At 55.7% G+C, this 14,518-nt stretch carries 10 protein-coding genes; 6 read left to right on the forward strand and 4 right to left on the reverse strand.

What is annotated here, in order from left to right; all coding sequences use genetic code 11:
- The first annotated feature begins 6 nt into the window (after nt 1–6).
- The 5 genes from tsaE (at nt 7) to trxA (ending at nt 9,482) form a co-directional block, all read left to right on the forward strand.
- Nucleotides 7–1,500 carry a tRNA (adenosine(37)-N6)-threonylcarbamoyltransferase complex ATPase subunit type 1 TsaE gene (tsaE, locus tag HGO37_RS15555; RefSeq protein ID WP_250984345.1) on the forward strand — a complete coding sequence of 498 codons (1,494 nt, stop codon included), beginning with the start codon at nt 7–9 and terminating at the stop codon, nt 1,498–1,500.
- An 80-nt stretch (nt 1,501–1,580) separates the two neighbouring features.
- Nucleotides 1,581–2,318 carry a nucleotidyltransferase family protein gene (locus tag HGO37_RS15560; RefSeq protein WP_250984121.1) on the forward strand — a complete coding sequence of 246 codons (738 nt, stop codon included), beginning with the start codon at nt 1,581–1,583 and terminating at the stop codon, nt 2,316–2,318.
- Nucleotides 2,315–5,503: a double-strand break repair protein AddB gene (gene addB, locus HGO37_RS15565; protein WP_250984122.1), complete on the forward strand. Its 3,189-nt coding sequence runs from the start codon at nt 2,315–2,317 to the stop codon at nt 5,501–5,503. The genes HGO37_RS15560 and addB overlap by 4 nt, the downstream gene beginning before the upstream one ends.
- Nucleotides 5,493–9,071: a double-strand break repair helicase AddA gene (gene addA, locus HGO37_RS15570; protein WP_250984123.1), complete on the forward strand. Its 3,579-nt coding sequence runs from the start codon at nt 5,493–5,495 to the stop codon at nt 9,069–9,071. Before addB ends, addA begins: the two co-directional genes overlap by 11 nt.
- A gap of 90 nt (nt 9,072–9,161) precedes the next feature.
- A complete protein-coding gene (gene trxA / locus HGO37_RS15575) occupies nt 9,162–9,482 on the forward strand; it encodes a thioredoxin (RefSeq protein ID WP_192490614.1) in 321 nt (106 codons plus the stop codon).
- Nucleotides 9,483–9,530: 48 nt separating this feature from the next.
- On the opposite strand, the gene HGO37_RS15580 is transcribed toward trxA, so the two are convergent.
- Complete coding sequence (locus tag HGO37_RS15580) at nt 9,531–10,784, reverse strand: MFS transporter (protein WP_250984124.1); 1,254 nt, start codon at nt 10,782–10,784, stop codon at nt 9,531–9,533.
- A 68-nt stretch (nt 10,785–10,852) separates the two neighbouring features.
- On the opposite strand from HGO37_RS15580, the gene HGO37_RS15585 reads away from it, so the two are divergent.
- A complete protein-coding gene (locus HGO37_RS15585; RefSeq protein WP_250984125.1) occupies nt 10,853–11,254 on the forward strand; it encodes a helix-turn-helix domain-containing protein in 402 nt (133 codons plus the stop codon).
- A gap of 6 nt (nt 11,255–11,260) precedes the next feature.
- On the opposite strand, the gene HGO37_RS15590 is transcribed toward HGO37_RS15585, so the two are convergent.
- From HGO37_RS15590 to trpA, 3 genes are all read right to left on the reverse strand, one after another.
- Nucleotides 11,261–12,613 carry a bifunctional folylpolyglutamate synthase/dihydrofolate synthase gene (locus HGO37_RS15590; RefSeq protein WP_409515579.1) on the reverse strand — a complete coding sequence of 451 codons (1,353 nt, stop codon included), beginning with the start codon at nt 12,611–12,613 and terminating at the stop codon, nt 11,261–11,263.
- 122 nt (nt 12,614–12,735) lie between these two features.
- Entirely contained in the window at nt 12,736–13,638 is a 903-nt protein-coding gene (gene accD / locus HGO37_RS15595; protein WP_192490610.1) for an acetyl-CoA carboxylase, carboxyltransferase subunit beta, read from the reverse strand.
- A 39-nt stretch (nt 13,639–13,677) separates the two neighbouring features.
- The gene (gene trpA / locus HGO37_RS15600; RefSeq protein WP_192490609.1) at nt 13,678–14,517 is read right to left on the reverse strand and encodes a tryptophan synthase subunit alpha; all 840 of its coding nucleotides are present in this window, start codon (nt 14,515–14,517) and stop codon (nt 13,678–13,680) included.
- Between the last annotated feature and the right edge of the window lies 1 nt (nt 14,518).

A 14,518-nucleotide genomic window follows, 5' to 3' on the forward strand; every position in this document is an offset into this window, starting at 1 on the left:
GCGATCATGCATATCCAACTGGCAGGAGAAGCGGACACGATGCGGCTGGGCGAGCAACTTGCCCTGACCTTGAAACCCAGCGATTGTATTGCTTTGGTCGGAGATCTCGGAGCCGGTAAGTCGACATTGGCGCGGGCATTCATCCGCGCCATGGCAGACGACGAAGAGCTTGAAGTTCCAAGCCCGACCTTCACCATCGTACAAAGCTACAATCTGCGCATACCTGTCCACCATCTCGACCTTTACCGCCTGTCGGACGTCAGTGAACTGGATGAACTCGGGCTCGATGAAATGCTAAAAGACGGCATTTGCCTCATCGAGTGGCCGGATATTGCAGCAGAGGATTTACCACGCAATAGCCTGCTAACGTTGCAGCTGGAGCATTCCGGCACAGGGCGTATTGCGCAACTGGAAGGCCCTGCCCGCATTCTGGACCGTCTGCAGCGCGTTTTGGATATTGCGGATTTTCTCGGAAGAGCTGGTCATGGAACGGCGAAACGCCGCTTCTTGACGGGTGACGCGTCAACTCGTGCCTATGAAACCATTCTGCCGCAAGACGGACCTAACCTCATCCTGATGGACTGGCCGACACCGCCCAAAGGCGCTGTTATCCAGGACGGCAAGACCTATGCGGAAATTGCCCATATTGCGCAAACGCCACCGGCCTTTATCGCTATAGGCAATTATCTCTCCGGCAATGGATTGTCGGCACCGGCCATTCACGCCGCCGATATCGGCAAGGGGCTGTTGCTGCTGGAAGATCTCGGTCGCGAAGGGGTTCTCGATGAAGCGGGCAACCCTATAGCGGAACGTTATCTGGAAAGTGTCGCCTGTCTTGCACGCCTACATGCGTTGAAAACACCCGGAATTTTGCCGGTCGATGACAGCGAAACCTATTCAATACCCGGATTCGATCGCGCCGCCATGAAAGTGGAAGTGTCGCTTTTGATCGACTGGTATCTGCCGTGGAAACGTGGGTCTGCCGCATCCCAGGATGAGCACGACGAATATTTTGCAATCTGGGACGATCTGATCGACCAGCTTGCCGACAGCGAGACAAACTTGCTGCTACGCGATTTTCATTCTCCAAACATTATCTGGAGAGATGACAGAACCGGTGCTGGCAAGGTCGGTATCATTGATTTTCAGGACGCGATGATTGGGCCAACTGCCTATGACGTGGCGTCGTTGGTGCAAGATGCACGTGTGACCATACGTCCTGATCTGTCAGACGCGCTTCTCGAACGTTACCTTGTGTTGCGCCGTCAGCAGGACGCGACGTTTGATGAAACGAAGTTCCACGACACCTTCGCCATTATGGCGACACAGCGTAATTGCAAGCTCGCCGGCATCTGGGTACGTTTGATGCAACGGGATGGCAAACCGGGATATATGCGCCACATGCCGCGCACGATGGAGTACCTTAAAGCCGTATTAAAAAATGATCGGCTTTCCCCCTTGCGGGACTGGTTAATCAAGGCTGATATCGGCATTCTCTAAAGCATCGTACCGAACACGATGGAGTGGTCTGCGGATCATCTGATGCTTGAACAAATGACGTCTCGAACCGAACAGGCAACATGACAATTCGCAATGCAATGGTTCTGGCAGCAGGTCTTGGCACCCGGTTGCGCCCTATCACTGACACGACCCCCAAACCGCTGGTGGCAATCGGTGGTAAACCGATGATCGATTATGCCCTGGATGCCCTGACACAGGCTGGCATCGATACCATTGCCATCAACGTGCATCACCATGCCGGGCAAATGGAACAGCATCTGGCACACTATGATCGTGCAAATATCCTGATTTCGGATGAACGCGACAGGTTGATGGATTCGGGTGGTGGATTGGCCAAAGGATTGAAATTGTTGCCAGCCGGCCCAGTCATGGTGATGAATGCGGATCTGTTCTGGCTCGAACGCCCTGACCTCGAACAGACGGCGCTCGAAAAATTAGCCGGATTCTTCGACAGTGATCGCATGGATATGGCGATGCTGTGCGTAAAGCTGGAGCATACGACCGGCCATAATGGCAAAAAAGACTTCAATCTCGACAGTGATGGTCGCCTGGCACGTTACCGTGATGGAGATGACAATCCTGTCGTCTACGCCGGTGCCATCGCCATGGATTCGCGGTTGCTTGCCGATGCGCCTGACGAACCCTTTAATCTGAATATCTATTTCGACCGGGCGATCGCAGCAGGCCGCCTGTTTGGCACCATGCTAGATGGTGAATGGATAACGGTTGGTACGCCGGATGCTATTGAAGCTGCAGAAATGACGATCCGCCGTTTTAACCGCGAGGTTGCGGCATGAGCGGCTCCGCTCATCATCAGCGCATCGTTACCATCGCCGCTGGTAGCCCGTTTCTGAAGACGCTTGCGGAAACACTCTGCAATGGCCAACTAACGCCGGATTACCGTTACGATCCAACCGATCCCCTGTCGCTGGCACGGGTGACGATTTACGTGCCGACCCGTCGTTCGGCCCGTAATCTGCGCTCCGAATTTGTGGATCTTCTCGGCGGAAAATCAGCCATTCTTCCGGTTATCCGCCCACTGGGTGAAACGGATGACGATAGCGGTTTTTTTGATGCCGAAATGCCTGCGCTTCTTGATCTTGCTCCACCAATTTCCGGCACGGCAAGACTTCTGGAACTGGCCCGTTTGATCCTAGCCTGGCGAAACAGCCTGCCTGATGCGATCCGCGCCGTGCATTCCGATTCGCCACTTGTCGCACCCGCCAGCCCTGCCGATGCCATTTGGCTTGCCCGGTCGCTGGCCGAGGTGATTGATGCCATGGACACCGAGGAACTGGATTGGGAACGGCTGGGCGAACTGGACACCAGCGAACATGCGCAGTGGTGGCAACTGACAGCCGACTTTCTCAGAATTGCCAGTCAGTTCTGGCCAGCCCGGCTGAACGAGCTAAACCGTTCTTCGTCTGGACGGCACATGAATTCAGTTCTGCGTGCCGAAGCACAGCGCCTTTCAAAACTTACCGATAGCGGCCCGGTTATTGTTGCCGGTTCCACAGGCTCTATTCCGGCAGCGGCTGATCTGATCGTGTCCGTGTCCCGACTGCCGCAAGGTGTTGTCGTACTTCCGGGTCTTGATACCAACATGCCCGAAGAGAACTGGCAGGCGATTGCCACCGAACCGGACGATCCTTCCAGCCGTACACATCCACAATATGGATTGTTTGTCCTGTTGCAAAAGCTTGGCGTGCTGCGTCGTGACGTCGAAGCCCTTTCAACGCCAACGCCAGCACTTCAAAAACGGGCCGCCGTGTTTTCTGCCGCCATGGCACCTGCGCAGGTCACCGACGACTGGGGTCGTTGGCGGGATGAAAATCCTCAATCAATTTTCGAAGAGGCGTTTGAAAACGCCTGCCTTATTGAAACGGCAAATGAGCGTGAAGAAGCCACGGCAATTGCCATTGCGTTACGCCTTGCACTGGAAAAGCCCGGTCGCCATGGCGTTCAGTCTCAGGCAGCACTCATCACCCCCGACCGCGCACTCGCCCGTCGGGTGGCAACGGAACTTGCGCGATTTGGCATTGAGGCGGACGATTCCGCCGGTACCCCACTGACAGCGACACCACAATCAACCATCCTGCAGCTGGCACTGGAGGCCATTTTGCGGCCGGGTGATCCTGTCGCGATAGTCTCGCTTCTCAAACATCCACTTGCACGGTTCGGTGCGACGGTTGAAGAACACGATCGGGGCATGACCGGCCTGGAGCTTCTGGCGTTGCGTGGCGGTACCGAGGAAGTCGACATTGCCACAATCAGCGGCCTGCTTGCCGACCAGCTTCTGCAGCACAGCACAGACCGCCATCCGCCAAAGTGGCGCAGCGCCTTGCCGGAGGAGATTGCGACAGAAGCAGCGCTGCTGGCAGAAAAAATCCTGCCAGCAATAGAACCATTGACCTCTACTTTCCTGTCCGAAGGCAAAAATGGCAGGCCGCGGACGGATCGTCTGCCCCTGTCACAATGGGCGGAAAGAACGGGCCGCGTGCTGGAAGCGATCTGCGTTGATGAAAACGGAGATCTGGCGGCCCTGTGGTCTGGAGAGGCCGGTGACAAACTTGCCAACCTGTTGGGCGAGTTGATGGAAAGTGGCGACATTCTGGATGCTGACGGTCCGCAATGGATTGATATTGTCATGGCGCTGGTGGCGGGAGAATCGACCAAGCCGCGCGCCATGAGCCATCCTCGCGTGTTTATTTTCGGTGCACTGGAAGCCCGTTTGCAGACCATGGATACAATGATCCTTGGGGGCCTGAATGAGGGCGTCTGGCCAGGCCAGACCACCAACAATCCTTTCCTTTCACGCAGTATGAAAACCGCCATTGGGCTGGAACCACCGGAGCGCCGTATTGGTCAATTAGCGCATGATTTCGACATGGCCAATGGAACACGCGACATATTCTATACCCGCTCGCTGCGGCAGGGCTCGGCACCATCTGTGGCTTCCCGCTGGCTGCAGCGCCTGCTGGCGCTGGGTGGGCCGAATTTCGCAAAACAACTGAAAGAGCGTGGCGAACCCTACCGACAATGGGCAGCCATGCTGGATAGCGGTCTGTCGCAAGATCCGGCCAGACGCCCCTCGCCAATTGCGCCTGCCGAACTGCAACCAAAAAGCTATTCTTTCAGTGAAGTGGGCAAATTACGGCGTGACCCCTATTCCATTTACGCACGCCGTATTCTGAGACTTGATCCAATCGATGAGTTCAACCGAGATCCCGGCGCCGCTGATCGCGGTACGTTGTATCACCGCATTATTGAGCGCTACACAGCAGCCGAACATGTTCCCGGCACACCGGCTTCATATGAGGCCATGCACCAGATTCTGAACGCATGTTTTGATGCGGAAAATCTACCTGCACATATTGATGTCGTATGGCGGCAGCGGTTTGCAGCCGTCGCCAACTCTTTCATCGAATGGGAAAAGGCACGCCATCATGATATCCGGCGTACTTTCACCGAGGTTCCCGCAGGTATGGAAATGCCACTTGCCGGTATTCGCCTCACCGGCATCGCCGACCGGATCGATCTGAAAAAAAATGGCTTGGCCGACATTGTCGACTACAAGACCGGACTGTCGCCTTCCGTACAACAGGCACGCGCCCTGCTCGACCCGCAATTGGCGCTGGAAGCCGCTGCACTGCGAGGCGGCGCGTTTCGCAATGTTGGCAATCAGGAGCCGGAAAACCTCGTTTACGTGCGCCTGAGACCCGGCGAACGTTTCCTGTCCGAACAGGTCAACAACGAACACTCGACCCGCTCGACCAAAAAGCAGCCGAAGTCGGCGCTGGAACTGGCCATCGAATCGGTTGAGCAGCTTGAAAAATTCGTAGGACTTCTGCAACGCGGCGAACGTGGTTTCGCCTCACGCCTCATTCCCGAGCAGCAGCAGACCTATGGCGGCGAATACGACCATCTGGCCCGGGTTTCCGAGTGGTCTACCGCAGAGGCGGGAGACGGCGATGGCGAGTGATACCATGCATTACGAAACAGACATCGATAATCCGGCCAATGACGATCCGAAAAGCTGGATCGACTGGACAGTCAGCCAGCAGACACGTGCGTCGGATCCCCTCGGTTCTGCCTGGGTGTCTGCCAATGCCGGTTCCGGTAAAACCCACGTTCTGACACAACGCGTTATTCGCCTGCTATTGGCTGGCTGCCGCCCATCGGCGATCCTTTGTCTGACTTATACAAAGGCTGCAGCGTCTGAAATGTCGAGCCGTGTGTTTGACCGGCTGGCGGAATGGGCAACCTTGCCGGATGAGGATCTGGCGCGCCGCATCGCGACAATTGAGGGAAAGCAGCCGGATCGGTTGAAGCTTGCCGAGGCAAGACGGTTGTTTGCACGCGCCTTGGAGACGCCGGGCGGTCTTAAAATTCAGACCATTCACGCCTTTTGCGAAGCGCTTCTGCACCAATTTCCGCTGGAAGCAAATGTCGCCGGACACTTCTCGGTGCTTGACGATCGTGCCGCTTCGACGCTTCTTGCCGAAGCAAGGCGAACACTGTTGACGAGTGTTTCCAGTGATCGCGACAGCGAGCTTTCACAGGCTTTGGCTTACGTTCTGGATATTGGTGATGAGACAGGGCTGGAAAGTCTGTTGAGCGCCATTGTCGCCAGCCGCAACCCTATTCACGCCTTTCTGGCACTGGCCCGCAAAAGCGGTGGCATTGATACGGCACTGCGACGTGAGTTTGCTATTCCTGACGGCATGAGCGAACAGGATGCCGCGAGCGCGTACTGGCCCCTACCTTATCTCAGTGGTGCATTGCTGGACGCCTATCTGACGCTTGCCGACGAGGTTGGCGGTGCGCGGGCAGAAGTGGTTGCCTATCAGCTGCGGCTGGCGATCAAGGAAAGCGACCCAGTCAAACGAATGGATTTTGTCGAGGCGGCCATTCTGACCGAAAAAGGCACGCCCAAAACCGATGCCTTCCTGTTCAACAAGGCGATGTCGAAAGCAGCACCGGAACTGGGTGACGCTTTTGCCGCGGCAAAGGAGCATGTGGCGGCCTGCCGCAATACCTACCGCACGCTTCGCATGCTATCTGCAACCCGCGCTGCACTTGTACTGGCAGAAAGGCTGATTGCCGAATTTGAGGATCTGAAGAAGCAACGTAGCCAGTTGGACTTTGAAGATCTGATCGAACGTGCTGCAACACTTCTCAACCGCGATACAGCCGGTGCATGGGTTCATTACAAGCTGGACCAGGGCATTGACCACATTCTGGTCGATGAGGCGCAGGACACCAGCCCGGTGCAGTGGTCCATCATCCAGTCTCTGGCAGCCGATTTTTTCAATGGTCGCACGGCGCGTGAAACACGCCGCACAATGTTTGCCGTGGGCGACGAAAAACAATCCATCTACTCCTTCCAGGGAGCCAGGCCCGAGCGATTTGCGCAGGAGCGCCGCGACACACATCGACGCGTGACGGCGGTCGAGCAGGTATTCCATCCGGTGCGCCTACCGCTTTCCTTCCGCTCCACCGAAGACGTGTTGTCGGCTGTCGATCAGGTGTTTTCCAATGAGGAAAATGCCAAAGGCCTGAGCTTTACGGGAGAGCCGGTGGAACATCGCTCCAACCGCATCGGCCAGGCTGGTACTGTTGAAGTGTGGGAGATGATTGCCGCCGAGCAAGCTGACACCGAAGACGATTGGACGGCACCGTTCGATTCGCTACCAGAAAGTGCACCGCCTGCCGTTCTAGCCCGTCGAATTGCCGCACGGATCGGTGAGATGATTGGCAATCAGACCATTACCGAGAAAGGCGTGACCCGGCCGATTGAAGCGGGGGACATTCTCGTTCTGGTCCGCAAACGCCACGCCTTCGTTAACGCCCTGACCCGCGAACTGAAAAAACGACGCGACATTCCTGTTGCCGGTGCCGACCGCCTGCGGCTGACCGACCACATCGCCATTCAGGATCTACTGGCGCTGGGGCGTTTTGTGCTTTTGCCGCAGGATGACCTTTCCCTGTCTGCACTTCTGAAAAGCCCGCTGTTCAACCTGTCGGAAGACGATATTTTTACCTTAGCAGCCAAGCGGGAGGACAATGAAAGCGTCTGGCAGCACCTGCAGCGGTTATGCAGCGGTGAAAGCCGCTCGCCGTATCAAGCAGCAATGGAACGTCTGCAGGGCTTTATAACGCTTTCCAAAACCGCAACGGTGCATGACTTCTTTGCCGCCATTCTTGCGCTCTATGAAGGACGCAGGCTGTTCCTTGCGCGGCTTGGCAATGAGGCGAGTGACGTTCTGGACGAATTCCTGTCTTTTGCACTCGACCATGAGCGAGCCGGCCTGCCGGGTCTGCAATCTTTTATCTCCGTGCTGGAAACCGACTCCCCGGAAGTCAAACGTGAGCAGGACAAGGAGCGTAATGAAGTACGCATCATGACCGTGCACGCGTCCAAAGGTCTGGAAGCGCCAGTCGTTTTCCTGGTGGATGGCGCATCAAAGGCTTTCAACCACAGTCATCTGCCGAAACTTCGTTTTATCGAAGCCACAGAAAATTCCTTCCCGGTCTGGCTACCCGGCAAAGGTTTCAGCAATACGCTGACCGAAGCCGACGAAGCGCGGCTGAAAATGTCGGCGGACGAGGAATATCGTCGCCTGCTTTATGTGGCGATGACCCGCGCTGCCGATCATTTGATTGTCTGCGGATATCGCGGGCCGAAAGAAAATCCGGATTGCTGGCATGCAATGATTTCAGCAAGCCTTGCTTCGGATGAAACACGGTGCCAGTCCGTCACGCTGAAAAGCGGTGCCGAGGAATGGTGTGGTCTTTTATGGCGGGCAACTCTAGGCGGCGCATCTGCTGAAATAAAAGACACGCCAGAGGTTCAACATCATGACAGTCTCGTGCTGCCGGCAGCACTAGGCGAGCCGTTGCCACCACAGACCTATCTGCCGCGACCTCTCAGCCCCTCCGGTGCCGGTACAATCATCGATGATGGTGCGGATGATCTGATCGTAACATCGCGATTGTTTGCGACGGAAAAGGCATCGTCTTCGGGCATAGCACTGCAACGTGGGCGGTTGATCCACCGCATGATGCAGATGCTGCCGGATTTTGCGGAAGAAGAACGCCGCGATGCTGCCTTGCGTTATGTAGAGCGTGCTGCCCGCTTCTGGCCCCAACGCGAACGCGACAATCTGATTGAGACTACGCTTTCTGTCTTTGCCAATCCGGAGTTGAAAGCTGCTTTCTCAGCCAATAGCCGTGCAGAAGTCTCTATCATGGGAACGCTGACCCTCGGCAGAACCGACTATGCAGTCTCCGGGCGTATCGACAGATTGGCGGTGGATGGCGATCACGTTATCCTCATCGATTACAAAACCAACCGTGTTCCGCCAAAGGGCAATGTTGACACGCCTCATTCCCATAAGGCGCAGCTCGCCATCTATAAACGCATTCTTGAGCCGCTCTATCCGGGTAAAACCTTCATCTGCGCGTTGGTTTACACCGAAACGGCAAAGCTTGTGACGCTGGATGAGAAAGAACTCGCACTGGCCCTTGCCGCAATCAAGACAAAGTGAGATACCGGGAAAACCGCACACAGGGCATTGAAATTCTGCCCGCGCCGCATCACATGCTTGCCAACAAGCTTCACTGAAAGGAGAGCCGCGATGGCTACCGTTAAAGTCGATACCGCCAACTTCCAGTCGGAAGTTCTCGAATCCTCCGAACCTGTCGTTGTTGATTTTTGGGCGGAATGGTGCGGCCCGTGCAAGATGATTGCACCAAGCCTTGAAGAGATTTCCAATGAACTGGCTGGCAAGGTCAAGGTTGCCAAGCTGAACATCGATGAAAATCCTGAGCTTGCTGCTCAGTTCGGCGTGCGCTCCATCCCGACACTCGCCGTTTTCAAGGGTGGCGAAGTGGCCGACATCAAGGTAGGCGCTGCCCCCAAGAGCGCGCTCTCTGCCTGGATTGCTGGCGCAGCCTGATTTTCCAATCAGAATACAGATTAAAAGCCCGGCGATGCCGGGCTTTTTTTATGGCTGCTCGCGAGTCAGACTTTCCCGTCTACGCCTGCCTGCCGCTATATTAACAGCGATTGCAGCAATCATCATGGTGCCGGAGAATAGAAAAACCAGCTGCATGCCCTGCCCTATGGCCTCACTTGTGGCATCTGCTAAATTTTTGGTGCCGACACCGGCGCTGAAAACAACTCCCATAATCGATGCACCGGTAATCAAACCGATATTGCGTGACATGGTCAGGACCCCGGATGCTGTAGCGCGCTGTTCTCTCGGCACATCTGCCAAAGCTGCGGTGTTATTGGCCGCCTGGAACAATTGATATCCCGGCGTCAGCAGAATGATGGATGAAATATATCCAGCCAGCCCAATGGTGTTAGGCACAAAAGCCAGAAGAAAAGCGCCGGCAGCCAACAAGATCAGCCCGAGGGACAACACTCTCCTGCTTCCCCAGACATCAACAAGTCGACCCGATGGCACACCGCTGATGATCGACAGGAGCGGCCCAATCGCCATGACAAAGCCGATCTGATTAATCTGCAACTCCAGCCTGAGGCCGAGATAAAATGGGCCGACAACCAATGTCGTCATCATCACTGCGGCGACCAGAAGATTGATGACAAGACTGGCGACCAAGGCAGCGTTGAACACCGATCGCATGCTAGCAGCTACTGTTTGTTTTCTCGCGACGTCATCAGGCAGGATTACAACTGCCAGCAGCAAGGCGATTGCGGTGACAGGGATCTGCAGCCAGAAGATACCCTGCCATCCCGCCACCGGGATTAACAGGCCACCAAGCGAGGGGCCAAGAGCGGTACCAACAGCGGAAACGGTTCCGAGCAGTCCCATGGCCCGTCCAATCCGCGATTGGCCTGCCATTTGGCGCATCAGGGCCATGGAGAGCGTCATTAGAAAAGCTGCGCCGATACCTTGAAGTGCTCGTGCAGCAATCAGCCACCAGAGATTTTGCGCAAATGCACTGGCAAATGAGGCAAGGCAAAATAAGCCAAGGCCAGTTTGTAACATGGGCTTTAAACCGAACCGGTCACCGAGCCTGCCAGCGATGACGACGGATACTGTCATGGCAGCAAGATAGATGACCACGACCGCTTGCACTTCTGCAAACGGTGCCGAAAACGCCTCAGCCAGTGCTGGCAAGGCAATGTTGACAATGCTGGTGCCGAGCGATGCCAGCAACATCGATAATGAGAGGGTAAAAACGACCCCCTTCGTCATTCGCTGTTGTTCACTTACTTTCGTTTGCTGCATGTCTTTGCCTCTTGTTTGAATAACGAACGAGGAGCATGCTGCCACTTCAAGCCAACTTGAGGTCAAGTATGAAGTTTCTGGATATTGGCGAAGTTTCGGCGCGTAGCGGGTTCAGACCGTCGGCACTTCGATATTACGAAGAAGCCGGGTTGATCACCTCGGTGTCACGCAAAGGTTTGCGTCGACAGTTTCCGCCCGAGGTCCTGCTGCAACTCAAATTGATTGCGATGGCCAAGTCAGCAGGATTTTCACTGCAGGACATTGCCGGAATGTTTGGCCAGAATGGACTGCCTCAGATATCGCGCGATGTTTTCAATCAAAAGGCGGATCAGATCGATGCACAGATCCGCGAACTGACGACGTTGCGTGACACGTTGCACCACGTCGCCGAGTGCCCTGCCCCGTCGCATATGCAATGCAAGTCATTCCGGCAGCTTCTGAATGCTAGTTTGACTGCAAAGCCTGCTTGAACGATGTCAGTCTGGCAGTGTGCCGTTGGCAGAAAGCGCGTTGCCAGCCAGGTAGAGCGATCCACCAATCAGAATACGTGGAGCCGGTGCGTCGAGCATCAACCTTCCGTGAATCTCCTGCAGCGCTTCCTCGATTGACGAGGATGGCTCTGCCGTCAATCCGGCGTCAAAGGCGGCATGTGCCAGAACGACAGGATCAATTGCAGCATCGGTTCCGCCAATCGGCACGGTAAAGACATATTCGGCGATATCGGCAAATGCCTTGAAGTAGCCAACCGGATCCTTGGTATTGATCATACCGGCGATGATGAACAGCGGGCGCGGCTGCTTTTCCTCGAAACCAGCCATCGCTTCGGCAATCACTTCACCGGCACCGGGATTATGCCCGCCATCGACCCACAATTCAGCACCCTTTGGCGCCAGTTGGAACAGTTTGCCATCCATCAGTCTCTGCAAACGACCCGGCCATTCGACCGACTGCATGGCTTTTTCCATCATGCGCTCACTGACTTCGAAGCCTGCAGCCTTAACGGCGCGAATGGCAGCAGCGGCATTGGCAAGCTGGTGGCGGCCCGGAAGCCGCGGCATCGGAAGATCGGACAGCCCAAATTCGTCCTGGTAGATCATGCGGCCAAATTCCTCATGGGCACCGTAATCCTGTCCGAAGACAGTGGTGGGACAGGACAGCCGCTCGGCCGTACCGACCAGAACCTCAAGAGCCGCATCAAATTGCTGATGGCCGATGACGACAGGAAAGCCCTTTTTCATGATACCGGCCTTTTCGGCCGCAATCAGTTCCACTCTGTCACCGAGATAAGGCTGGTGATCCAGCGAAATCGGCATGATGACGGAGACAGCCGGGCTGTTGATGACATTGGTGGCATCAAACCTGCCGCCAAGTCCCACTTCGATAATCGCAACATCTGCCGGATGTTCCGAAAACAACAAGAACGTCACCGCCGTCAGAATTTCAAAAACTGTGATTTTTTGTCCGCCATTGGCATCAGCCACGCGGCGCAATGCGTCGGCAAATACGGCATCTTCCACGAAACGACCACGGCCTCCGGGGACGCCGAGGCGGTATCGTTCGTGCCAGCGCACCAGATGCGGCGAGGTATGAACATGAACAGAAAGACCGGCTGCTTCGAGAAGCGCGCGGCTGAACGCCGTGACAGAGCCTTTGCCATTGGTGCCGGCCACATGAATGACAGGCGGCAGGCGGCGATGTGGATTGCCCAGCTTCTCAAGAAGAGCGGTAATACGCTCCAGCGAAAGGTCAAAGCCCTTCGGATGAAGCTGCATCAGCTTTTCAATTTCCAGTTCGGCTTCACTCATGGGCAAGTGCGTCATGTCGGTCATTCGCCCCTCAGGCGTCTAAAGCGTGTGTCTAGAGGACAAAGCCTGTTCCGCACACATCCGGAAAATACAAATGCGCAGCCTGACGAAAATGCAGGCTGCGCATGGATCTTGAAAAAGCGCAATCAGGCGGAAACGGCATCAACCACGGTAACCTGCTTTTTTTCAGGCGCCGCGATGTTCGATTTCGTCATGATCTTGAGAAGGTTTGCCAGCGTATCGGGAATCTCATGGCGATCCACCACCATGTCGACCATGCCGTGATCCAGCAGGTATTCCGCCGTCTGGAAGCCTTCCGGCAGCTTTTCGCGAATTGTCTGCTCGATAACGCGCTTGCCAGCAAAGCAGATTTCGGCACCTGGCTCGGCAATGTGAACATCGCCCAGCATTGCATAAGACGCGGTCACACCGCCCGTGGTCGGGTTAGTGAGCACGACAATATACGGCATGCCTGCTTCTTTGAGCATGTTGACGGCAACAGTGGTGCGCGGCAGCTGCATGAGAGACAGAATGCCCTCCTGCATACGTGCGCCACCGGAAGCCGGGAACATCACGAGCGGGCACCGTTCGGAAATAGCGCGCTCAAATGCCTTTACGATGGCCTCACCGGCCGCAATACCCAGCGAACCGCCCATGAACTGGAATTCATGCACGACGGCCACAATCTTTAGGCCCTTCAGCAAACCAACGCCGGCCAGAATGGTATCTTCCTGGTCGGTCTTGATGCGGCTGTCACGCAGGCGATCGGTGTATTTCTTTGAATCGCGGAACTTCAGCGGATCCTGCGCGACCTTTGGCTGCTGCAGTGCTTCGTAAACGCCGTCATCAAACAGATCAGCAAGTCGGGCCTTGCCCGGCATCTTCATATGATAGCCGGAAGCAGGAATAACCCACTTGTTGTCTTCCAGATCCTTATGGAAAACCATCTCGCCCGTTTCCGGGCACTTGATCCAGAGGTTCTCCGGCACATCGCGGCGGCCCAGCATGGAATTGATGCGCGGCCGAACGTAATTGGTGATCCAGTTCACTTGAAAACTCCTGACTTTTTCTGCTGTCCGTACCGAATACTACTCGGCAGCAGCAAGGCGTGATGCTCTGACGCCCGTGGAAAGTCCCTTTACCAGTGTCGTGACGGCATGAACAGTGTCCGCTGACGCCTTACCGTCCTTTGTCAGACTTCCGGCAATCTGCGCGACAATCGCAGTACCGACCACCACACCATCGGCAACTGCGCCTATGGCCTTGGCATGTTCGGCTGTCTTGACGCCGAAACCGACACAAACCGGTAGGTTCGTGTGCGCCTTGATACGCCCGACGGCCCCGGAGATCAACGACGGATCCGGCAGCGCCGAACCGGTGATACCGTTCATCGAAACGTAGTAAACAAAACCGGACGTGTTGTTGAGAACCGCAGGCAGACGCTTCTCATCCGTGGTCGGTGTTGCGAGACGAATGAAATTGAGACCTTTCTGCAATGCTGGAATGCAGAGTTCGTCATCCATTTCCGGCGGCAGATCAACGATGATCAGGCCGTCTATACCGGAGGCCAATGCATCGTCGATGAACTTTTCGACCCCATAGATGTAGATGGGGTTATAGTAGCCCATCAGGACAATTGGCGTATCGTTATCAACCTTGCGGAATTCACGGGCCAGATCAATCGTGGTTTTCAGCGACTGGCCGTTCTTTAGCGCGCGCTGGCCAGCCAACTGAATGGCCGGGCCGTCGGCCATCGGATCAGAAAACGGCATGCCGAGTTCGATCACATCTGAACCGGCTTCCGGCAGCGCCTTCATGATGCCAAGCGATGTTTCGAAATCAGGATCGCCACCCATGAAATATGTAATGAGCGCCGGGCGATTTTCTGCACGCAGATCCGCGAAACGTTTTTCCATACGAGCAGTCATG

Source organism: Rhizobium sp. CG4, assembly GCF_023701965.1.
GTDB lineage: Bacteria > Pseudomonadota > Alphaproteobacteria > Rhizobiales > Rhizobiaceae > Agrobacterium.